The following is a 20,670-nucleotide window of genomic DNA, read 5'->3' as shown; positions in this document are numbered from 1 at the left end:
GTTCAGCCCCCTGCCATGCCCGCGTCGATGACCGCCCTGGCGATCGGCGCGGCGACCGAGCCACCGGTCGCGTTCGCGCCCCGGTCTCCGCCGTTCTCGACGATCACCGCGATGGCGATCGTCGGGTTCTGCGCGGGCGCAAACGCCATATACCAGGCGTGTGGCGGGGTGTTACGGGGATTACTGCCGTGTTCGGCCGTTCCGGTCTTGGACGCGATCTGGTACGGCGAACGTCCGCCGCCCATCGTGTTCGCCTCCGAGGCCACCATCAGGTCCGTCAGCGCTGACGCTACCTGCGGGCTCACCGCCTGTCCGATCCCGACCGGACTGGTCTTGCTCAGTTCGGACAGGTCGGGCGCCTGGATGCGATCCACCAGGTACGGCTGCATTCTGGTGCCGCCGTTGGCGATGGTCGCGGCGATCACCGCCACGTTGAGCGGGGTCACCGACACGTCGCGCTGACCGATGCTCGACTGGCCGAGCGCGGCGGTATCGGGGATCGGGCCCACGGTCGACTCGGCCACCGGGATCGGCACACCGGGCGGGTCCTCGACGCCGATGCCGAAGGCCGCGGCCTCGTCCTTGAGCCGGGCCGCGCCGACCTTGATGCCCAGTTCGACGAACGCGGTGTTGCACGAGCGCCGGAACGCCTCGTACAGGCTGGCCGTCGGTTGGTCACCGCAGGTGCTGCCGCCGTAGTTCTCCAACGTGGTGTTGGTGCCGGGCAGGGTGATGTTCGGCGCGGCCGTGAACTGGTCGTTGGGCCCGGCCACCCCGTTGGACAGCGCCGCGGCGGTGACCACGGTCTTGAACGTGGACCCGGGCGGATAGGTCTGCGAGACAGCGCGATTGAGCATCGGCTGGGCCGGGTCGGTGCTCAGCCGCTCCCAGGCCGCGCGACCCGCCGCACCGTCGTGGCCCGACAGTTCGTTGGGGTCGTAGCTCGGCGTGGAGACCATGGTCAAGATCTTGCCGGTGCTCGGCTCGATCGCCACGACGGCGCCGGTGTAGCCCTTCGAGGTCATCTGCTCGTAGGCGACCTGCTGCATGATCGGGTTCAGCGTGGTGAGCACGTTGGCCCCGCGCGGATCGCGACCGGAGAACATGTCCACCAGGCGGCGACCGAACAGGCTCGAGTCGTTGCCCGAGAGCAGCGGGTCCTCGGCCAGTTCCAGGCCGGTCTTGTTGTACTGCATCGAGTAGAAGCCGGTGACCGGCGCGTATGCCGACGGCAGCGAAGGGTATTGGCGCAGGTACTTGTAGCGGTCGTCGGTGGCCACCGATCCGGCGAGCACGGTGCCGCCCGCGGAGATCTGGCCGCGCTGGCGCGAGTACTCGTCGAGCAGCACCCGCGAGTTGCGCGGATCGGCGCGCAGATCGTCGGCCTTGACCACCTGCAGGTAGGTCGCGTTCACGAGCAACGCCACCACCATCACCATGACGGCGACGGCGACGCGACGCAGTGGTGTGTTCATTCGCTCACCCTGCTTTCGGGCCTGCGGACCAGTTCGGTCGCCGCCTCGGCGATCGGGGCGGGTGCGCGTTTGCGCGCCGGAGCCGGGGCGCGGGCCGCGTCGGAGATCTTCATCAGCAGCCCGAGCAGCGCGTAGTTCGCCAGCAGCGATGACCCGCCGTAGGAGATGAACGGCGTGGTCAGACCGGTGAGGGGGATCAGTTTGGTGACACCGCCGACGACCACGAAGACCTGGATCGCGATGGTGAAGGCCAGTCCGGCCGCGAGCAGCTTGCCGAAGCTGTCGCGCACGGCCAGCGCGGTGCGCAGCCCGCGGACGATGAAGATCAGGAACAGCATCAGCACCGCGGTGAGCCCGATCAGGCCGAGTTCCTCACCGATGGTGGTGACGATGAAGTCGGTCTTGGCGAAGGGCACCTGATCCGGTCGACCGCTGCCCAGGCCCGTGCCCGCCAGCCCGCCGGTGGCGAAACCGAACATCGACTGCGAGATCTGGTAGCCGGTGTTGTGGTAGTCCTCGAACGGGTGCAGCCAGGTGTCCACGCGCACGCGCACGTGCCCGAACAGCTGGTAGGCGAACACGAAGCCGAGCACGAGCAGCCCGCCGCCGATGATCAGCCAGCCCACCCGTTCGGTGGCGATGTAGATCATCACCAGCACGGTGCCGAAGATGAGCAGCGAGGTGCCCAGGTCCTTCTCGAGCACGAGCACGCCGATGCAGACGACCCAGACGATCAGCACCGGACCCATATCGCGCGGGCGCGGGAACTCCATGCCGAGGAAGTGCTTGCCCGCCGCGGTGAACAGGTCGCGCTTGGCCACCAGCACGCCCGCGAAGAACACGATCAGCAAGATCTTGGCGAATTCGCCGGGCTGCATGCTGAATCCGGGCAGCCGGATCCAGATCTTGGCGCCGTTGACTTCGGAGAATCGGCTCGGCAACAGTGCCGGAATCGCCAGCGCGATCAGCCCGACCAGGCCTAGGGTGTAGGTGTAGCGCGCCAGCGTGCGGTAGTCCCGCAAGACGATGAGCAGGGTGATGAACACCACGATGCCCAGGCCGGTCCACATGATCTGCTGGTTGGCGTCGGGGGAGGGCACCGGGGTGGCGTCGTACGCGGCCTTCTGCGCCTCGGCCAGATCGAGCCGGTGGATGAGCACCAACCCCAAACCGTTGAGCAGCGCCACGATCGGCAGCAGCAGCGGATCGGCGAAGGGCGCGAACCGGCGCACCGCGAGGTGGGCCACGCCGAACAGCGCGAGGAACGCCACCCCGTACTTGGCGATGTCCCAGGTGATCGACTGTTCCTGGCTCGCCTCGACGATGAACAACGACACCGTCGTGATGCCCGCCGCGCCCGCGAGCAGCAGCAACTCCTGGTTGCGTCGCGTGGCCGGGGGCGGCGCGGGCGCGAATCCACCTGGGGGACTGGGGAATGCCCCAGCCGACGGCGGTGGCGGTGCGGACATCAGTCCGTCACCCGGCAGTTCTCCCCTGAGATCTGCGGGGTTGTCGGGGGGACGGTGGTGGTCGGCGCGGGCGGCGCGGGGGCCGGTTCCGGGGTGCTGGTCGGCGTCGCGGGTTGATCGGTGCCGGGGGTCGGAGCGCCGCCGGGGGTGGCCGGGGGCAGCTCGGTCGGCAGCACGCCGGGTTGGGCGCCCGCGTCCTTCTTCGGGCACGGCGGCAGCAGTTCGCGCTTGAGCGCCAGCATGCTTTCGCGCGCCTGGTCCAACGAACCCGGCGGCAGGGTCTTGCGTACCTGTTCGCGCAGGGTCTGGGGCAGATCACTGACCTTCAGCGTCTTGCACCCGGTGGGCGCGGACTGGCCTCGGTCGAGCAGGACGATCTCGTCCTTGCCGCGCACACAGCCCGTGAGCTCCACATCGTGGATGGAGTACCCGAGGATCGACCCGGGCAGCCCGCGCATCACGACGACCTGATCGTTGTCGGTGCCCACGTAGTAGTTGCTGCGAATCATCTTGTAGCCCACCACGAGTCCGACCACGACGGCGGCGATCAACGCCACCGACAGCAGCAGCCAGCGCAGCTTGTGCGACTTGGTCTCCGGCGGCGGGGGCGCGGCGGCGGCCCGGCGCGGTTGCGCGCGCGGCGGACGCATCGCGGCGGCGCGGCCCGCGGCGGTGTTCGGCGGCGGGGCGTCCTCCTCCTGTTCGGTGGAGGCGGCGCCGGCCAGGATCGGATGGGACTGGCCGTAGTCGAGGTCGATCACGTCGGCCACGACCACGGTCACGTTGTCGGGACCGCCACTGCGCAAAGCCAATTCGATGAGCCGGTCGGCGCACTCGTCGGTATTGCCCTCGCGCATGGTGTTGCCGATGGTCTCGTCGCTGACCACGTCGGACAGCCCGTCCGAACACAGCAGGTACCGGTCACCGGCGCGGGCCTCGCGCATGATCAGCGTCGGCTCGATCTCGTTGCCGGTGAGGGCGCGCATGATCAGCGAACGCTGCGGGTGGGTGTGGGCCTGCTCGGCGGTGATCCGACCCTCGTCGACCAGCGACTGCACGAACGTGTCGTCGCGGGTGATCTGGGTGAGTTCGCCGTCGCGCAGCAGATAGGCGCGCGAGTCGCCGATGTGGACCATGCCGAGCTTGCGACCCGCGAACAGGATGGCGGTGAGCGTGGTGCCCATGCCGTCGAGTTCGGGTTCGGCCTCGACGTGGTCGGCGATCGCCGCGTTGCCCGAATGTGTTGCGTGGTCGAGCTTTCCGAGGATGTCGTCGCCGGGCTCGTCGTCGTCGAGATGCGCCAGCGCGGCGATCATCAACTGCGAGGCCACTTCTCCGGCCGCGTGCCCACCCATGCCGTCGGCCAGTGCCAACAGGCGGGCGCCCGCGTAGACCGAATCTTCGTTGTTGCCCCGGACGAGTCCGCGGTCGCTTCGCGCCGTATAGCGCAGAACAAGAGTCACGATCGCAGCTCGATCACTGTTTTGCCGACCCGGACAGGAGTACCGAGCGGAACACGGACGGCGGTGGTGACTTTCGCGCGGTCGAGATACGTGCCATTGGTGGAACCGAGGTCCTCCACGTACCAGTCGTCACCACGCTGAGAGAGTCGCGCGTGCCTGGTCGAGGCGTAGTCGTCGGTGAGTACCAGCGTCGAATCGTCGGCGCGCCCGATCAGAACCGGTTGCGTGCCTAGCGTGATTCGAGTGCCGGCCAGTGAACCATGAGTCACCACTAGATACTTGGCGCCCTTCTGGCTTCGGCGCATGGAGGGCAGTCCGATGGACCCGCGGTGACCGCGAGTGCCCCTCGGCTGAATCCGTATGCCGGATGCCGCGTAGATATCGCTGCGCAAGGTCCGCAGAACGGCCCAGACGAACAACCAGAGCAGCAGCAGGAACCCCGCGCGGGTCAATTGCAGGATCAATCCCTGCACGGCGTTCCACCTCCTGTTCGCCCGGGTACGTCGGTACGGCAGGTGCGGGGCGAACCACCCCCACCAGCGTGCTGGCTTGCGGGCCCCGAGGTCGGGGCCGTGCGTGTAATGGCAGCATCATAGGGCCGACAGCGTCGACTCGTGACGTGCACCGCGCAGCTTACGGGATCAGACGATCCTGATCAGGATCTCGGAATGTCCGGCCCGGATGACGTCACCGTCGGCGAGCTGCCAATCCTGCACCGGCGACCCGTTGACGAGAGTTCCGTTGGTGGAACCCAGATCCGAGAGCATGGCGGTCTGGCCGTCCCAGCGCACCTCGATGTGGCGACGCGAGACACCGGTATCGGGTAGCCGGAAGTGGGCGTCCTGGCCGCGGCCGATGATGTTGGAACCCTCGCGCAGCGCGTAGGTGCGGCCGCTGCCGTCGTCGAGCTGCAGGGTGGCCGAGTAGCTCGACTGGGCCGCGCCGTAGGCCGGGGCCTGCTGGCCGTAACCCTGTTGGCCGTAGCCCTGCTGCGCGGGCTGGCCGTAGCCGCCCTGCTCCTCGTAGGCGGGCTCGGCGTAGCCCTGCTGACCGTAACCCTGCTGGCCGTAGCCCTGCTGGGGCTCGGCGTAGGCCTGCTGCCCGTAGCCGCCCTGCTGGTCGTAGGCCGGGTCGGCGTAGGCCTGCTGGCCGTACCCACCCTGCTGTCCGTAGCCCTGCTGGGGTTCGGCGTAGCCCTGCTGGCCGTAGCCGCCCTGGGGGTCGTAGGCGGGCTCGGCGTAACCGGGCTGCCCGTATCCACCCTGCTGGCTGTAGGCCTGCTGGCCGTAGCCGCCCTGCTGGTCGTAACCGGCCTCGCCGTAGCCCGGCTGGCCGTAGCCCGCCTGCTGGCCGTAGCCCGGCTGCGCGGGGGCGGCGGGGTCGTAGCCGTTCTGGTAGTCGGCCCCGGCCTGCCCGTAGGCGGGCTCGCCGTATCCGGGCTGCGCCTCGGGCGCGCCGTATCCACCGCGGCCGTAATCGTCGGCGGGGTAGGCCCCACCCGGCGCGGCGGCGGGCGGCGGTGCGTACCCGCGGTTGCGTGGATCGGACTCCGCGGGCTCTCGGCTTGGCTCGTAGCCTGAGTTATGCGTCATGGGGCCAGCTCCTGGTTGCGGGTGTGCGGGTCGTTGTGGCGGTCCTGGGCGAGGTGGGGCCGTCCCGCGACCGGCGTCGGGATCGACGCGGCCGCTCGCTCTGAACATTCCGGTGTGCAGCGTAGGTGATGCCTCGAACGCCACGTGTACTTCGCCGTAGGTCTGCCAGCCCTGCTCGCGGATGTAATCCTGCAGATGTTTGGCGAACGCCTTGGTTGTCAGGTCGTGGTCGGCGTCGAGCTTGCCGTGATCGGTCTCGTTGATCGTGATCACGTAACTGTTCGGCGCCAGTCGATGCCCGCCCTCCAGATCCTGGATCTGATCAGCGGCTTCGCGCTGCAGCGCGGCCTCCACCTCCTGGGGGACCACGCTGCCGCCGAACACCCGCGCGAACACGTCACCGACAGCGCCCTGCAAACGACGTTCGAATCTCGATACGATGCCCATCACAGCCCTCCCTTCGGTGTGCGTGTCCGCCCAGGTCGACACGTCTGTTACGGCGTGTCAGGACCCGACCACGTTCCTTGCATGATATCCACGATCCTCTACCTGGGTAACTCCCGGCGGCGTCGCCTGGTTCCCGCGCCGATTTCCCCGCCATCACCGCAGGTCAGAGACGCGATTTTATTTTCCGCCGCCGAGCATGTTAGATTTTTCGAGTCGCTCGGGCGAGTGGCGGAATGGCAGACGCGCTGGCTTCAGGTGCCAGTGTCCGTAAGGACGTGGGGGTTCAAGTCCCCCTTCGCCCACAAGACCGAAGGCTCGATTCCACTGGGATCGGGCCTTCGGTCATTTTCGTGCCCGGGTTCAGGGCTTGCGCGCGATCAGCAGGTGGTGGGGGATGGGCGGATTCGCCAGGGTGCGCTGTTCGACGAGCAGGCCGGCGGCGGTGAGCGCGGCGACGACCTCGGCCACCGGGCGCAGGGTGAAGCCGTAGGCGGTGAACGGCATCTTGGTCATCGCCTCGGGATCGCCGATGCCGACCACGGCCGTCCCGCCGGGGCGCAGCACCCTGGCCAGCTCGGCGCAGGCGGCGGGCAGATCGTCGAGGAAGTAGATCGTGTTGAGGGTGATCGCGCCGTCGACGCTGTCCTCGGCCAGTGGCAGGGCGGCGAGGGTGCCCTCGGCCAGTGCCAGCCGGCCGTCCGCGAGTTGGCGGGCGAAGCGGCCGCGCGCCCGTTCGAGCATGTCCGCGGACGGTTCGATCCCGTGGACCAGACCCGCCTGACCCACCCGCGCGGCCAGCAACTCCAGCCCGACGCCGCCGCCGAACCCGATATCGACCACCCGGGCGCCGGGCGTCGCGACGATCTCGACCGCTGCCGCGATGGCCCGCCGGTTCCCCCGGTTGAGCACGAAGGCCACGCCCTTGCCCAGCGTTCCGTGCGGATTACCGAGCTGGGTGGCGACGGTGGTGAGCAGACGATCTCTGAGTGCGGCCATGCGCCGATGGTATTCGCCGCCGCCAGGCGCGGAAATCGTGATTTCGTCGGCGCGGTCGGTTCACCGGTCCGGGCAACTTCGACAGGTCTCGGTCGATGCGGACTGGTGGGCCGGCGTGGCTGTTGTCGGCACCGGTGGGGCGAGGCAGACCCGCACGGTGACGCCGATGGTCGTCAGCCAGGCGAGCAGTACCAGTGCTCTGGCGACCTGTCCGCGCTTGCGTGCCGCCTGCTCGTCACCGGCGACTCGAGCCGGTGCGCGGCGCCGACCGATCCCCGCGATCAACCCGAGCACCACCCAGACCCCGATCAGCGCGCTGCCGCCGCGTGACAGGAACGGCACCACCACCCCGGTCACCGGGAGCGCGGTCATCGTGGCCAGCGTCGTGTAGATCAGCTGTGCCGACAGCAGCGCCGACAACCCGTAGCCGCCGAGCCGCAGCCCGCCGTCGGCCGCCGAGCTCGCGGTGCGCCAGCACGCGTCGGTGACCGCCGCCGCGATGGCGAGGACGAGCAGCAGGCCGAGGAAGCCGCGTTCGCCGCCGAGCGCGGCCAGGACGAAGTCGTTGTCGATATTGACCACCCGTTCGGTGGCCCCGGCGCCGAACCCGCTGCCGAACCAGCCGCCGTCGACCATCAGGCGCAGCGCGGCGCCGGTGTTGTGCAGGCGGCCGTCGTCGGTGATCGGGTGCAGCATCTGCTCGAGGCGGTTGTGCAGCTTGCCCACGAGCGCGAAGACCAGCGCGCCGCCGCCGAGCAGCGCGCCGAGCAGGGCGAGCGTGTGCAGCGGGCGTGGTTTGTTGAGCAGCACCATGGCGACGACGGCGAGACCGAGCAGCAGCAGCGGGCCGAGGTCGTCGGCGGCCATGGCGGCGACCGCGGCGATCGGCAGCGGCCAGCAGGCGAGCAGCGTGGCGCGCAGTCGACCCGCGCGCAACGACGACCCCGCCGCGGCCAGCATCGCCGCCGTCCCGATGATCACCAGCGGCCGACCCAGCTCGGCCGGTTGCCCGGTCACCGGCCCGATGCTCACCCACCCCGGCGCCCCGGACACCCGCGCCCCGATCCCCGGCAGCAGCGGCGCGAGCAACAACACCGAACCGACCCCGGCCACCCACCCGCCCCCGCGCGACCCGATCCCGCCCAGATGCGGCGCGACCCACGCGGCCACCACGAATCCCGCCAGCGCCAGCACCACCCAGCGCGCCTGTCCCACACCAGGATTCAGCCGCTCGGCCGTGACGGCTCCCAGACAGGTCAACGTCCACGCGCCGACCGCGATCGGCACGACGGGCGCGTGCACGGCCAGCCTCCGGGTGAGGGCGAGCACGCCGACACCACCGACCCCGGCGGCGACGGCCCACCCCGCTTCCCGCACCTCGGCACCGAGCCCGGTCAGGGCGCACAGCACGAGCATCGCGGGGATCACCCCGGCGGCAACGTAATGCCGGAAGTTCGGTGCGAACCTCCGCCCGGCGAGCCCGGTGTGGAAACCCGGCACCGGACCGTTTCGGGCTTGGTTGTCGCGGCTGTCCGGCGCGAATCCCGGCCGGAGTTGGTTGTCGCGGCTGTTCGGGGCGGATCCCGGCCGGAGTGAGTTGTCGCGGCTGATCGGGGCAGATCCGGTCCGGGCGTGGTTGTCGCGGGAGTTCGGCGCGAACCCTGCCCGGGTGGGGTCGTCGAGGCTGTTCGACGCCGATCCGGTGCGGGTGGAGTTGTCGCGGGTGGATCCGGTGCGGGCGAGATAGTGGCGGGTGTTCGGGGCGGATCCGGTCCAGCAGACGAGTGCGGCGAGGAGCAGGACCAGGAGGGCGATGGTGTCGGTCATCAGTGGGGGCCCTGTTCGAGGCGGTAGAGGAGTTCGCAGTCGGCGTCGGGGCCGAGGCGCAGGGTGGCGTCGTAGCGGATGGTGTGGGAGGTGATGCGGGTGCCGTCGACGAAGGTGCCGTTGGTGGAGGCGAGGTCGTCGATGCGCAGGGAGTCGGCGGAGACGGTGAGCCGCAGGTGGTTTCGGCTCACGTGGCGGGTGTTGAAGACGACGTCGCAGTCGGAGGCGGCGCCGACGGTGAAGTCGTGACCGGCCTCGAGGACGTAGGACCTGCCGTCGGGAAGGACGAGAAACCACTGCGGAACAGCGGAATTCGCGGCCGACTCGGTGTAATCGTCGGAGTCGCGCGGTGTTTCGGGTGCGTAGGCGGTGTAGTCGTCGAACTCGCGGGCCCGCGCGCGTTCGTCGGGGAAGCTCACCTCGAGGGTGAACCGGCGCGGCGAGTAGGTCGCGTCGAGCCGGTATTCGTAAGCGGTGCCGACGGTTTCGTACTCCTCGCGCTGGGCGATCGCGGTGGTCTCGGCGGCGAGCTCGGCCGCGATCCGCGACCAGTGCGCCCGCAGGGTCGGCTCGAGCGACCCGGCGAAGGTCACCACGACGTGATCGGGCACGACCCGCGCGGTCAACGTCCGCAACGACGCGTCGATCACTCTGGCCACGATCCGGTGCTGCAACGACTCCACACTCGGCGCGGGCAGCATCGCCTCGACCCGATCCAGTGCCCGACGCGGCGCCTCGGCAACCCCGCGCCGATGCGTGAGCCATTGCGCGCGAAGGTAATACGCCCCGCCGAGCACGAGCAGAAGGGTGGCGGCCGACAAGATGATCGACATCGGTATCTCCCTGGTTCTTCGGATGCTCCCAGCCTGCTCGGCACCGTCGCGATCAGCCAGGAACAGCCGTTCCGATCACCCCACACCGTGCGCACCCCCACCTACCTGACCGGGCCGGCCCGGATCGTCGGTGGCTACCGCGTCATCTCGGTGCCGGGAATCGGCGAGTGTCCGTCGCGCCCACCGTGCGAAGCCCCCGAACTCGCGTAGTCGCGTAGTCGCCCACCCCGGATCGTCGGTTCGCTCACCGTGCGTAGCTCCCGAATCAGGCTGCGCCGGTCCCGGATCGTCGGCGCTCACCGTGCGTGGCTCCCGAATCAGGCTGCGCCGGTCCCGGATCGTCGGCGCTCACCGTGCGTGGCTCCCGAATCAGGCTGTGCCGGTACCGGATCGTCGCCGCGCCACCCTCGTCGGCTCGTGGCGGAGCTCGCGAGGGTGGCGTCCAGTCAGCGCGGGGTGGGCGACCCCGCGAGGGCAGGTGCGTCGGACCCGCGCGCCGATTCCCAAGGGAGGCGGACGAGTTCGGCGCAGTGGCGGTACAGCCCGGCTGAGACGCCGGTGCCGTCGGACACCACCTGGATCGGTGCCTTGCCGACGGCGTGCAGGCATTCGGCCAGGTCGGCGAACAGGTGGTCGCCCGAGGCGATCACCACGCGGCGGTAGCGGCGGATCATCGTGTCGGGTTCGACGGCCGCGAGGAGGGCGAGGTCGGCGGCGTCGGGGCGGGCGGGCACGGCGATGCGGCGGGTGTTGGTGGGGAAGACGAAGAACGCGGCGGCGGCGTTGGGGGTGCTCGCGGCGACGACGATGTGGTCGCGCGGGCCCACCGGGACCTGGCGTCGGTAGTGGCCCCACAGGTTGGCGCAGCGCGGGGCGCGCACGGTGCCGTGGCACAGGTTCTCCACGTCGATCAGGTGCAGCGTGTCCAGACTCTGACGTGCCGCGACACGGTGGCGGATCAACTTCTGCTTGGACCTCATCGGACCTCCTCGAGGCGCGAATGCCCGGCGATCGCCGGGCCTTTCGAGGATGGCGCGGGCGGGCGCGCGGGGACAGGAACGGCCGTTCCGGTCCACCGGCACACGGTGTCGTCGCGCAGGATCGGGTCGGCGCCCGCGCTGGTGTAGACCGCGCGGGCGATGTCGAGGGCGGTGTCGCCGTGGTCGCCGTGGATGGTCGCGATCGTCACCTCGAACAGCGCGCAGCCACGGTCGACGGCGGCCGTCGGCGCTCCCGTGAGCAGCATGATCGCGGCGGCCAGCCGAGCGCCCGGACCCGCGCAGTAGGGCGCGTCCCCGGCGGCGGTCCGGCGCGCGAACAGCGTCGGTGTCATCAACCCGGCGGGCGCGCCGTCCTGAACGGCACTGCGCCACAACCGCATCGGCGGAAACGTCGCGATCTCCTCGCCCCGCCCATGCCACCGCCCGACTGCCGCGTCCCACAGTCGCCGTGTCGTCTCCTCGAGCACATCGACGACCTCGATCCGCCCGCACAGCCTGACCATTCGGTATTCCCGCGCCGAACCCGCGTCGCCCGATCCCCAGTGCTGACCCATCCTCGCAGAATCCCCACCCCGCGCCCGAAATTGAAGGAACGCCCGTTCCTGATGAGCCCAATACTGTGCGCGGGCCCGACCATCGGGTTCGATACATCCGTGCCCCGCCGCCGATCCGCCACCCGCGCCTTCACCCTGCTCCTCGGAGCCGCCATCGCCACCACCTGCCCACCCGCCCCGGCCGCGCCGCCGCCGGCCACCCCCTCGGTCGACGCCGATCCGGCGGCTGGTGGCGATGGTGGGCGAGCGGCTGCATCCGCCGGGGTGGACCGAGTGGGAATCGCATACGGCCGAGCTGATGCGCCGACCCCGGCCAACCCCTACCTCGGCCCCCTCGGCACCGCGACCATGCACGGCGACGCGGGTTCCTCCGACACCACCCCGCTGGCCGGTCCCATCCCGGGCGCGCCAGTGTCGGTCTACCCGCTGGGCGCGGCGTGCCCGACCCTGCTGCAGGGGTCCGACGCGATGGTGGTCGGGCTGTGCACCGCCATCGCCGGGCAGGTGCCCACGGTGTTCCTGTTCGATCCGGGCGCGGTGGGGCCGGTGGGTGGGGCGCTGGCCTCGCTGCCGTTGGCGAAGGGGAGTCTGCTCGGCGGGGTCTACGCCTATCTCGACAACGCCGATCGCCTGGTCGTGGTCGACGGCGGGCAGCGGTTGGTGCGGGTCGCGCACGAGCGTGGCGCGGACGGCGCGTGGCGGTTGACCGCGACGGTGGCGGCGGATCTGGGCGGGGTCGTTCCGGTGGGCGACAATGTGACCGGACTCGTGCCCGACTGGGACGGCAATGTGTGGTTCGCGACCGGGCACGGGGTGGTCGGGTTCGTCGGGCTCGACGGGCGGGTCACGAGGGTGGCGCTGCCGCCGGGCGAGACGGTCGCCAACAGCATCTCCTCGGCGCCCCACGGTGGTGTGGCCGTGGCGAGTACGCACGCGCTGTACGAGTTCGGCGTGAAAGACGGTGCGCCCGTGGAACTCTGGCGCGCGGCCTACGATCGCGGCGGCGCGCGCAAGCCGGGCCAGCTCAGCTGGGGCACCGGTTCGACCCCCACCTACTTCGGCCCGGTTCGCGGCGACGAGTACCTCGCCGTCGTCGACAACGCCGACGACGCGGTGAACCTGCTCGTGCTCCGCGCGGGCACGGGGGAGCGGGTCTGCGCGGTGGCGGTCCCGGTCGGCGGCAGCGAGAACTCGCCGATCGGCGTCGGTTCGTCGGTCTTCGTCGCGAGCACCTACGGCTACCCGTATCCGACCGTCCCCGACGGCGCGGGCCCGGCGATCCCGGCGAACGCGCCGTTCGGCGGCGGGTTGAGCCGGGTCGACGTCACCGCCGACGGTTGCGTCCCGATCTGGGACAGTCCGATCCGCAGCGCCGCCGTCCCGCGCCTGTCGCTGGCCGACGGCGGCATCCACACCCTGCGCCGATCCGGTCCCGAGGTGACCACCCCGGTCGACGGTTTCGACTACATCGTCGTCGACCCCGACACCGGCGCCGTCCGCTCCGCGACCCCGCTACCAGGCACGATCGCGCAGGACCCGTTGCAGATGGCGGGCCTGATCACCCGGGACGGCGGGCTATGGCAGGGCACCATCACCGGGATCGTGCGGGTCGGCTGAGCCCGCGCCTCCTTACCCACGCCGTCCGTCATATCCTCGCAATGAGGCGAAGGTCACATCGGGTGTGGCTGCTCGGTTTTCGACCATTCTTCGGCCGTTTTCGAGCGGTCCGGCGGATCGCGCGCAACCGGTCAATTGATCAGTTAGTGGCCTTGAATCCGGTGATCAACCTGAATTGCTGAATAGCGATCTTGTTTGCAGGCTTGTAAACAAACTTGAAGTCTCTTTTCGTGTGTCATCTGGTCCGCAACCGTAATTCTCTCGCCGAATCCCCAGGTGACCGCCCGTTCGAGCGGCGGGGTGTGATCCGGAGCAACCTTGCCGAGGATTCGCGCGAGAACCTTATCGAGGTTGCGTGACTCGGTTTCGAAGGTTTGCCCGAGGTGAATTCTCGGTGCCGCCGATCGCGCGCCGGCGGGTGCGCCAGAGGTTTGCTGCAGGTGTGAAAATCAGTGCGTCCACAGGCCTTTGCAGGTTCGCAATTCCTACCCCTAACCAGCACGTTGGGGGTTGCGTGGGCATAACGATTGTGTACAGTTGACGGTAACGCTGGCCGCAGTTCGAGCCCGACTCGCTGCGGCCAGCGGAACTCAAATGGGGGAGTTCTTCACCATCACTTAACCTTCCGTAGCTACCGGTTGTCCCGCGCTGTCGCGACCCGGTGTGCTCGAAGTTGTCGGCCGTTCAGATGCACGTGCAGATGCGGGTTCACGCCCGCATCCGCACCGGATCGGGCACTGCCAGCCACTGCCGCGTCGGATCCGGTGCCGCGATCGGCGCCGCCGCGTCGGCGTCCTGCTCGTTCGCCACGCGCCTGCCGATCCCGAAGACGTAGACCAGGAACAGCGCCTCGGCCGCGAAACCGAACGCGATCCGCACCGGCGCGGGCAGCGAACTCGGCGTGATGAACCCCTCCAGCAGCCCACACACCAGCAGCACCCCCACCAGCCCGAGCGCCACCGTCGCCGTCGCGCGCCCCTGCGTGGCCATCGCGGCCGCCCGACTGCGCCGCCCCGGATCCACCAGCGTCCACCCCAGCTTCAACCCCACCCCGCCCGCGACGAACAGCGCGGTGAGCTCGAGGGTGCCGTGCGGCAGGATGAAGCCGAAGAACGAGTCGAGGCGGCCCGCGTCGGCCATCAGGCCACCGGTGATCCCCAGGTTCAGCGCGTTCATGAACATCGCGTACACGGCGGGCAGGATCAGCACGCCGGTGAACAGCGCGATCGCCGACACCAGCGAATTGTGCGTCCACACCTTCGCTGCGAACGCCTCGTTGGGATGCTCGGAGTAGTAGGTCTCGAACGAACCGCCCGGCTCGGTCACATGCGACAGATCGCCCTCGGGGATCCCCAGCGCCCGGCGCGCGGCCGCGGAGGTGTCGACGAGGACCGCGATCACCGCGCTCACCGCGAGGAAGATCCCGGCCGTGCTCACCCACCACGGCCACGCCCGATACACCGCGGCCGGGAACTGCCGGGTGAAGAATCGACCGATGTCGTGCCACGGCTGCGACTTCGCCGCCAGCACCCGCCCACGCGCCCGCGCCAACAGGGCGCTGAGCCGGTCGACCAGCTCGGGATCGGGGTGGTGGCCCTGGAGTTTGGCCAACTGCTGCGAGGTGGTCCGATACCGCCGGACCAGCTCGTCGGCCTCGGCCCCGGACAGTTTCCGTTGGCGGGTCAGCTGATCGAGCCGATACCAGCAACGTTGGTTGGCCCAGCTGTACGCGTCGGTGTCCACCACCGAATGCTAGCCAGCGGCGGTGACATTCGGCCCGCCCAGCGGTAGGCAGCGTGACCGAGATCGGGAATGCTGATCACATGGCTGAATTCACGACCGGCGAAGCGGTGGCGCTCGAACTCCCCCTCGCGCGCATCCCCAGCCGGGCGGGCGCCTTCCTGCTCGACCTCGTCATGCAGTTCACCCTGGCCGCCACGATGCTCTACATCCTGATCATCGCGATGTTCGCCGCCGACGCCGATTCCGCGTGGCTGTCGGTGATCGTGACAGTCACCGTCGTCACCGTGCTCATCGGCTACCCGGTGACATGCGAAACGCTCTCGCGCGGACGCTCACTGGGCAAGCTGGCCTTCGGGTTGCGGGTCGTGCGCGCCGACGCCGGACCGATCGACTTCCGGCACGCGCTCACCCGCGGCCTGTCCGGCGCGATTGTGGATTTCTGGTTGCTCGGCGGGTTCGGCGCGGTCGCGGTGGTCACCTCGCTGTGTTCGCGCGACGGCCGACGGGTGGGCGACGTGCTCGCCGGAACGGTAGTTATCCACACCCGGCAGGCCATGCCGAGTCCGTCGCTGGCGGTCGCGCCACCGTGGTTGCTCGGGTGGTCGGCGCAGCTGGATCCGAGTGGGATCTCTGATGAACTCGCTGGTGCGGCGCGGCGGTATCTGACCAGGTTGCCGACTCTCACCGCGGCCACGCAGCATTATTTGGGGGTGCGGTTGGTTGAGGCGATGTGCGCGGAACTGCGGTGTAAGGCACCGACGGGTTATCCGCCGTATCACATCCTTGGTGCGATTCTGGCTCGTCGTCAGCAGGGTTCTCTGGCGGCGGGTGCCGCGGTACTCGGCGCTTGACGCTGTGTTCTCTGGCAGCCGGCGCAGGGGTTCTCGGCGCTTAACTTGCTGTGTTTTTTGGCGGCTGGCGCCGCGGTTCTCGGCGCTTAACTCCGCCTCTTCCCTCGCTCCGGGTACTCCTTCGTCGCACCCTCCACTCAGTCCAGAGGCGGAGGCGCGCCGAGAACTCCCAGGGGTGCTGGACCCAGGTGTTTGAACTGGGTGGGGCGTTGGTGGTTGGGCGGGTGTTTTGGTGCTTGCCGGGGACACCCAGGTGTACCTGGCTGAGTGCCCGGCCCAGGTGTTTGAACTGGGTGTGACGTTCGTGGTTGGGCGGGTTGTTCTCGCGGCGCTTGCCTCGGACAACCAGGCGCACCTGGCCCGTGTGGCTGGCACAGGTGTTTGAAGTGGGTGTTGAAGGCCGGGGGCGGGGTTCATCCACAGGTTGTGGATGAAACTGCTGTGGATGAATTCGGCTGTGCGCGAGGCAGTCTGTGGATAACTCGCCCTGTGGATGAATCTGTTGATGAGCTGTTGAGAAGTGGTGGAAACTCTGGTTATCCACAATGGGGTGGGGCTGTGGACAACTTGGGTTGTGCACAGGTTAGAGGGAGCCGGATTGTTTGAGTTCGAGGTACTCGTCGGCGAGGGCTTCGGGTAGTTGATCGGGGGCGGCGGCTACCACTGCTACACCGCGTCGGCGCAGGGACTCCTGCACCAGGGCCCGTTCGGCCAGCACGGTTTCCGCCGCGGCGGCCTCGTAGACCGCGGAACGGTCGGCGGCGGCCGCGGCGATCTCGGGGTCGGTGACCGACACGATCAGGACGCGATGGCGGCGGGTGAGGGTCGGGAGGGCGGGGAGTAGGTGTTCGGTGACCGTCGGGCCGTCCAGGCTTGTGAACCACACGATCAGCGCCCGCCTGCGTACCCGGGAGATCACGGTGCGCACCAGTCCGGTGGTGTCGGTGTCCACCAGGTGCGGTGTGACACCGGCGAGGGTGTGCATAAGTTTCAACGGCACCTGGTTGCCGCCCACGCCGCTCACCTCCGCGCGCACCTGCCGGTCGTAGGCCAACAGGTCCACCGTGTCGCCGGCCGCCGCGGCCAGGCCGCCGAGCAGCAGTGCCGCCTCGATCGACCCGTCGAGCCGGGTTCCCTCGCCGACGCGGCCCGCGCTGGCCCGCCCGGTGTCGAGCACCATCAGCATGTGCCGGTTGCGTTCGGGCCGCCACGTGCGCACCAGCACGTCGGCGGCGCGCGCGGTGGCGCGCCAGTCGATGCTGCGCACGTCGTCGCCGGCCACGTATTCGCGGAACGAGTCGAACTCGGTGCCCTGCCCGCGCGTATTGGCGACATTGCGGCCCTCGAGATGGTGCAACCGCTTCACCTTGGACCGCAGCAGCCGCTCACTGCGGAACGCGGGCAGCGCGCGCACCCGCGCGGGCACTTCCACCCGGCTCTGCCGCCCGGCCAGCCCCAGCGGACCGAACAGGCGCACCGTCACCGGACCGGCGACCCGATCACCGCGATAGGTGGGAGTCAGCTTGGTGCGGAAGCGAATTCGGGTGTGCGGTGCCAGGTCGAGCGAGTGCGCCGCGAGTTCGGCCCGCGCGCTGTCGGGCCACGAATCCCACAGCGTCCCGCGCACGGTGGCCGTCCCGATATTGGTCACCGCCAACTCCACCTCGGTGCCGCGCCCGAGCCGCACCACCGTCAACGCCTCGCGCGTGAACGACAGCGCATCGGCCCGCGCGGTCAACCCCACATCGATGAGCAGCAGCATCGCCAACACCGCGCACGCGCCGAGCATGCCCGCCACTGAGGGCACCACGAACATCACCAATGCCGCCGCGAGCGCGGCGAGCAGCGCGAACCGCCCTGTGACCACCACGATGTCAGACCGGAACCGGCACCGACACCAGCAGCGACGAGAGCACGCCCTCGGTGCTCACCCCGTCGAGCTCGGCCTCCGGGCGCAACTGCAGACGATGCCGAAGTACCGACATCGCAACGGTTTTCACGTCGTCGGGGGTCACGTAGGCGCGACCGTTGAGCCACGCGTAGGCCCGCGCGGCGGCCAGCAGCGCGGTCGCGCCACGGGTGGACGCGCCGTGCGCGACGGCGGGGGAGGAGCGGGTGGCGCGGCACAGATCCACGATGTAGGCCAGCACCTCCGGGCTCACCGTCACCTGCGCGACCGCGGCGCGCGCGGCCGCGATGTGCTCGGGCCCGGCCACCGGTCGCAGCCCGGCCGCGCCCAGATCGCGCGGGTCGAAGCCGGCGGCGTGGCGCTGCAGGATGCGGAACTCGTCGTCGCGGTCGGGCAGTCGGATGTCGACCTTGAACAGGAACCGGTCGAGCTGGGCCTCGGGCAGCGGGTAGGTGCCCTCCTGCTCGATCGGGTTCTGGGTGGCGATCACCACGAACGGATCGGGCAGCGCGCGCGGCTGCCCGTCGACCGAAACCTGGCGCTCCTCCATCGATTCCAGCAGCGAGGACTGGGTTTTCGGTGGGGTGCGGTTGATCTCGTCGGCCAGCAGCAGGTTGGTGAACACCGGGCCGTGGCGGAAGGTGAACTCGGCCGAGTGCGGGTCGTAGATCTGCGAACCGGTGACATCGCCGGGCATCAGGTCGGGGGTGAACTGCACGCGCGCGTGGTCCAGCGCCAGCGAGGTGGCCAGCGCCCGCACCAGCAGCGTCTTCGCCACGCCCGGAACACCTTCCAGCAGCACGTGGCCGCGGCACAGCAGCGCGAGCACCAGGTACAGCACGGCCTGATCGTTGCCGACCACCGCCTTGCCGATCTCGGCGCGCAGCGCGGCCAGCGCCGCGGCGGCTTCGGCCGAAGTCGGCGTCTTCTGCAGGACTTGGTTGTCGGTCATCCGAGCTCCGTCTCGATCCATTCGAGGTGTGCGGCAACATAATTGAGGGTTTCCTCGTCCGGCACGGGGCCGAACAGGACGGTGCCGATCTGCTGTTCCGATACGCCGAGTCGGCTCGCCACGGTGGCGACGAGTTGGCTGTCGGTGAGGGTGGCGCCCACCCGCGACCTGATCCGGCGCAGGGTCGCCCCGCGCAGAATGTGCGCGACATAGGCGATATCGCCCGATCGCCGGTACAGCCCCGCCTGCCCCGCGAGCAGTTCGTTCGCGGGGACCTCGACCGGGCGCGGCTCGCCGACCAGCGCGCCGCGTCTGCGCGCCCGCCACCAGACCACGGCGCCGAAAGCGAGCAGCCACATCAGGCCGCCGTAGGCCAGCCAGCCGGGCAGGCGGGTGAAGATCGAGTCCTTGCCCGCGCCGAAGTCGGGGTCGAAGTCCGAGCTGGGCGGCGGGGTGTCGGGCGCGTCCGGCAGGTCGGGTGGGGTGGGGACGGGCGGGGCGGTCGGGGCGCCGCAGGACTGCATGGTCGCGTAGAGCAGCAGGGCGAGGGCGAGGGCGGCGGCGATCGCGGCCCAGAAGCGCGGGTTGCGCAGCAGCGCAGGCAGTTCGGCACGTTGCCCGCGCGGCTTGGGTTCGCGTTCGACGACCTCGATCTCGGTCGGCTCCAGCACCGGCGGCGGGGCCGACTGGGAGTAGCGGTCGGCGTATTCGAGGCGGCGGTACTCGTCCTCGGTGGCCGCGCGGCCGCCGTAGACGACCTCGTCGAAACTCTGTGCCGCCGGGTGCAATTCGGTGGACTGTTCCAGTGGAAGTGCGGTGGTCGCGTCGTCGGCGGTCTCGCGCGCCGTGCGCGAGCGGCGCACGGGAAGGCTGCCGTCCTGTTCGAGGCCGCGCAGTACCGCGCGGAAGCGTTCGCGCAGGGCGCGGTCGTAATCGCGGTGGGCGGCGGCGTTCTCGGCGGCGGCGCGGTGCTCGGCGGCGGGACCGAGGCGGGGCCGGGGCGGCGTGCCGTCGGGGGGAGTCGTCACCGGCGGGCCTCCGGGATGCGGATGTCCAAGCCCTCGCGCACGCATCGGCGGCTGGTGTAGGCCAGGGCGCGGCTGGCGGCCTCCACGATCTCGGCCACCGTCACCACCAGCAGGAACCCGCTGACGAGCAGGGCGATGAAGGCCCAGCGGTGGGTGCCGGAGAAATCGGAGAGGAAGAACGGAATCCCGAAGGCGGGCACCGCGAGTACCGCGAAGAAGCAGCGCTGGGTGAGCCACAGCCCGGCCGTCGATCCGACGGCGCCGTGCATCAGTTCCTTCGACCGGGCGGCACCGAGGCGCCAACTCGCGTTCTCGGCGATGATCACCGGCTCGGTCACGAACCGGCGCGCCCGCACGTGCGCGAGCCAGATCAGCGCGAGGGGATAGGTGATGATCAGGATGCTGCCCACCAGCAGCACGCCGATCCCGGTGAGCGAGAACATGATCTGCGCCAGGACCAACGGCGTCGCGTGCCGGGCGGCGGCCTGTAGCGCACCGCGCACCCCGTACCGCACCCCACCGAAATCGGCGAGTACCACCGCGACGGTCGCCCCGCGCAGCCCGAGCCGCATCAGCCACATGCATGCCGCCGTAGCGAGAATCGCGCCCCACGCCGTCCCCGCGTCGGACCCGTCGGTGAGATGCGAGATCAGCCCGGTCACCCCGAGCACGATCAACACCCCCGACACCAACGCCGCGCCACCGAGTACCGCGAAGACCCGCAGATGGGCCTGGATCAGCGCGAACGGCTCATCGAGCAATTCGCGAAATCGCAAGGGGCGGACAGGCACCGTGGGCGGTACAGAGGACACCGGCGCAGGCGCCGTTGTCGGATCGCTTCCCGCCCCGACGGCGCCCACCGCGACAGTGGCAGGACGCACGCCGCTGAGTGTAGTGGTTTTCGCGGCGCGCG

The 20,670-nt window shown here is 69.8% G+C and carries 17 protein-coding genes and 1 tRNA gene; 3 read left to right on the top strand and 15 right to left on the bottom strand.

Features of this window, described 5'->3' with window-relative positions; all coding sequences use genetic code 11:
• Window positions 1-2: 2 nt before the first annotated feature.
• The 5 genes from ACFP3H_RS11610 to ACFP3H_RS11590 form a co-directional block, all read right to left on the bottom strand.
• Window positions 3-1,475 (bottom strand): peptidoglycan D,D-transpeptidase FtsI family protein, encoded by a 1,473-nt coding sequence (locus ACFP3H_RS11610; protein ID WP_378603869.1) that lies wholly within the window; start codon window positions 1,473-1,475, stop codon window positions 3-5.
• Window positions 1,472-2,944: an FtsW/RodA/SpoVE family cell cycle protein gene (locus tag ACFP3H_RS11605; protein ID WP_378603866.1), complete on the bottom strand. Its 1,473-nt coding sequence runs from the start codon at window positions 2,942-2,944 to the stop codon at window positions 1,472-1,474. Before ACFP3H_RS11605 ends, ACFP3H_RS11610 begins: the two co-directional genes overlap by 4 nt.
• Window positions 2,944-4,407, bottom strand: coding sequence for a PP2C family protein-serine/threonine phosphatase (locus ACFP3H_RS11600; protein ID WP_378603863.1), 1,464 nt, complete (start codon window positions 4,405-4,407; stop codon window positions 2,944-2,946). The genes ACFP3H_RS11605 and ACFP3H_RS11600 overlap by 1 nt, the downstream gene beginning before the upstream one ends.
• On the bottom strand, window positions 4,404-4,880 hold the full coding sequence (locus ACFP3H_RS11595) for an FHA domain-containing protein FhaB/FipA (protein ID WP_378603860.1): 477 nt from the start codon (window positions 4,878-4,880) through the stop codon (window positions 4,404-4,406). Before ACFP3H_RS11595 ends, ACFP3H_RS11600 begins: the two co-directional genes overlap by 4 nt.
• Window positions 4,881-5,048: 168 nt before the next feature.
• Window positions 5,049-6,446 carry a DUF3662 and FHA domain-containing protein gene (locus ACFP3H_RS11590; protein WP_378603857.1) on the bottom strand — a complete coding sequence of 466 codons (1,398 nt, stop codon included), beginning with the start codon at window positions 6,444-6,446 and terminating at the stop codon, window positions 5,049-5,051.
• Window positions 6,447-6,665: 219 nt separating this feature from the next.
• Between ACFP3H_RS11590 and ACFP3H_RS11585 the strand changes: the two genes are divergently transcribed.
• Window positions 6,666-6,748 (top strand) — tRNA-Leu (locus ACFP3H_RS11585).
• Between the two features lie 58 nt (window positions 6,749-6,806).
• On the opposite strand, the gene ACFP3H_RS11580 is transcribed toward ACFP3H_RS11585, so the two are convergent.
• From ACFP3H_RS11580 to ACFP3H_RS11560, 5 genes are all read right to left on the bottom strand, one after another.
• Window positions 6,807-7,442 (bottom strand): class I SAM-dependent methyltransferase, encoded by a 636-nt coding sequence (locus ACFP3H_RS11580; protein ID WP_378603854.1) that lies wholly within the window; start codon window positions 7,440-7,442, stop codon window positions 6,807-6,809.
• 60 nt (window positions 7,443-7,502) lie between these two features.
• The gene (locus ACFP3H_RS11575; RefSeq protein ID WP_378603851.1) at window positions 7,503-9,269 is read right to left on the bottom strand and encodes an FtsW/RodA/SpoVE family cell cycle protein; all 1,767 of its coding nucleotides are present in this window, start codon (window positions 9,267-9,269) and stop codon (window positions 7,503-7,505) included.
• Window positions 9,269-10,102, bottom strand: a complete 834-nt coding sequence (locus ACFP3H_RS11570) for an FHA domain-containing protein (protein WP_378603848.1) — start codon at window positions 10,100-10,102, stop codon at window positions 9,269-9,271. Before ACFP3H_RS11570 ends, ACFP3H_RS11575 begins: the two co-directional genes overlap by 1 nt.
• A 446-nt stretch (window positions 10,103-10,548) precedes the next feature.
• Complete coding sequence (locus ACFP3H_RS11565; protein WP_378603845.1) at window positions 10,549-11,082, bottom strand: hypothetical protein; 534 nt, start codon at window positions 11,080-11,082, stop codon at window positions 10,549-10,551.
• Window positions 11,079-11,657 (bottom strand): hypothetical protein, encoded by a 579-nt coding sequence (locus ACFP3H_RS11560; protein ID WP_378603843.1) that lies wholly within the window; start codon window positions 11,655-11,657, stop codon window positions 11,079-11,081. Before ACFP3H_RS11560 ends, ACFP3H_RS11565 begins: the two co-directional genes overlap by 4 nt.
• A 273-nt stretch (window positions 11,658-11,930) precedes the next feature.
• On the opposite strand from ACFP3H_RS11560, the gene ACFP3H_RS11555 reads away from it, so the two are divergent.
• Window positions 11,931-13,274 carry a hypothetical protein gene (locus ACFP3H_RS11555; protein ID WP_378603841.1) on the top strand — a complete coding sequence of 448 codons (1,344 nt, stop codon included), beginning with the start codon at window positions 11,931-11,933 and terminating at the stop codon, window positions 13,272-13,274.
• 708 nt (window positions 13,275-13,982) lie between these two features.
• On the opposite strand, the gene ACFP3H_RS11550 is transcribed toward ACFP3H_RS11555, so the two are convergent.
• Window positions 13,983-15,017, bottom strand: coding sequence for a stage II sporulation protein M (locus ACFP3H_RS11550; protein ID WP_378603838.1), 1,035 nt, complete (start codon window positions 15,015-15,017; stop codon window positions 13,983-13,985).
• Between the two features lie 80 nt (window positions 15,018-15,097).
• On the opposite strand from ACFP3H_RS11550, the gene ACFP3H_RS11545 reads away from it, so the two are divergent.
• Window positions 15,098-15,868 carry an RDD family protein gene (locus ACFP3H_RS11545; protein ID WP_378603836.1) on the top strand — a complete coding sequence of 257 codons (771 nt, stop codon included), beginning with the start codon at window positions 15,098-15,100 and terminating at the stop codon, window positions 15,866-15,868.
• A gap of 583 nt (window positions 15,869-16,451) precedes the next feature.
• On the opposite strand, the gene ACFP3H_RS11540 is transcribed toward ACFP3H_RS11545, so the two are convergent.
• The 4 genes from ACFP3H_RS11540 to ACFP3H_RS11525 are packed head-to-tail and all read right to left on the bottom strand — an operon-like array spanning window position 16,452 to window position 20,533.
• A complete protein-coding gene (locus ACFP3H_RS11540) occupies window positions 16,452-17,738 on the bottom strand; it encodes a DUF58 domain-containing protein (RefSeq protein ID WP_378603833.1) in 1,287 nt (428 codons plus the stop codon).
• Between the two features lie 4 nt (window positions 17,739-17,742).
• On the bottom strand, window positions 17,743-18,729 hold the full coding sequence (locus ACFP3H_RS11535; protein ID WP_378603830.1) for an AAA family ATPase: 987 nt from the start codon (window positions 18,727-18,729) through the stop codon (window positions 17,743-17,745).
• On the bottom strand, window positions 18,726-19,757 hold the full coding sequence (locus tag ACFP3H_RS11530; protein ID WP_378603827.1) for a DUF4129 domain-containing protein: 1,032 nt from the start codon (window positions 19,755-19,757) through the stop codon (window positions 18,726-18,728). Before ACFP3H_RS11530 ends, ACFP3H_RS11535 begins: the two co-directional genes overlap by 4 nt.
• Window positions 19,754-20,533: a hypothetical protein gene (locus ACFP3H_RS11525; protein WP_378603824.1), complete on the bottom strand. Its 780-nt coding sequence runs from the start codon at window positions 20,531-20,533 to the stop codon at window positions 19,754-19,756. Before ACFP3H_RS11525 ends, ACFP3H_RS11530 begins: the two co-directional genes overlap by 4 nt.
• Window positions 20,534-20,670 lie beyond the last annotated feature (137 nt).

The sequence above is a fragment of the Nocardia lasii genome (genome assembly GCF_042658545.1).
GTDB classification, from domain to species: domain Bacteria; phylum Actinomycetota; class Actinomycetes; order Mycobacteriales; family Mycobacteriaceae; genus Nocardia; species Nocardia lasii.
This window is presented reverse-complemented; position numbering and strand designations above follow the sequence as displayed.

What these genes read in the sequence shown, in the direction of transcription:
- ACFP3H_RS11610 (WP_378603869.1), bottom strand. Translation starts at nt 1,475, where the DNA reads ATGAACACACCACTGCGTCGCGTCGCCGTCGCCGTCATGGTGATGGTG.
- ACFP3H_RS11605 (WP_378603866.1), bottom strand. Translation starts at nt 2,944, where the DNA reads ATGTCCGCACCGCCACCGCCGTCGGCTGGGGCATTCCCCAGTCCCCCA.
- ACFP3H_RS11590 (WP_378603857.1), bottom strand. Translation starts at nt 6,446, where the DNA reads ATGGGCATCGTATCGAGATTCGAACGTCGTTTGCAGGGCGCTGTCGGT.
- ACFP3H_RS11580 (WP_378603854.1), bottom strand. Translation starts at nt 7,442, where the DNA reads ATGGCCGCACTCAGAGATCGTCTGCTCACCACCGTCGCCACCCAGCTC.
- ACFP3H_RS11575 (WP_378603851.1), bottom strand. Translation starts at nt 9,269, where the DNA reads ATGACCGACACCATCGCCCTCCTGGTCCTGCTCCTCGCCGCACTCGTC.
- ACFP3H_RS11570 (WP_378603848.1), bottom strand. Translation starts at nt 10,102, where the DNA reads ATGTCGATCATCTTGTCGGCCGCCACCCTTCTGCTCGTGCTCGGCGGG.
- ACFP3H_RS11565 (WP_378603845.1), bottom strand. Translation starts at nt 11,082, where the DNA reads ATGAGGTCCAAGCAGAAGTTGATCCGCCACCGTGTCGCGGCACGTCAG.
- ACFP3H_RS11560 (WP_378603843.1), bottom strand. Translation starts at nt 11,657, where the DNA reads ATGGGTCAGCACTGGGGATCGGGCGACGCGGGTTCGGCGCGGGAATAC.
- ACFP3H_RS11545 (WP_378603836.1), top strand. Translation starts at nt 15,098, where the DNA reads ATGGCTGAATTCACGACCGGCGAAGCGGTGGCGCTCGAACTCCCCCTC.
- ACFP3H_RS11535 (WP_378603830.1), bottom strand. Translation starts at nt 18,729, where the DNA reads ATGACCGACAACCAAGTCCTGCAGAAGACGCCGACTTCGGCCGAAGCC.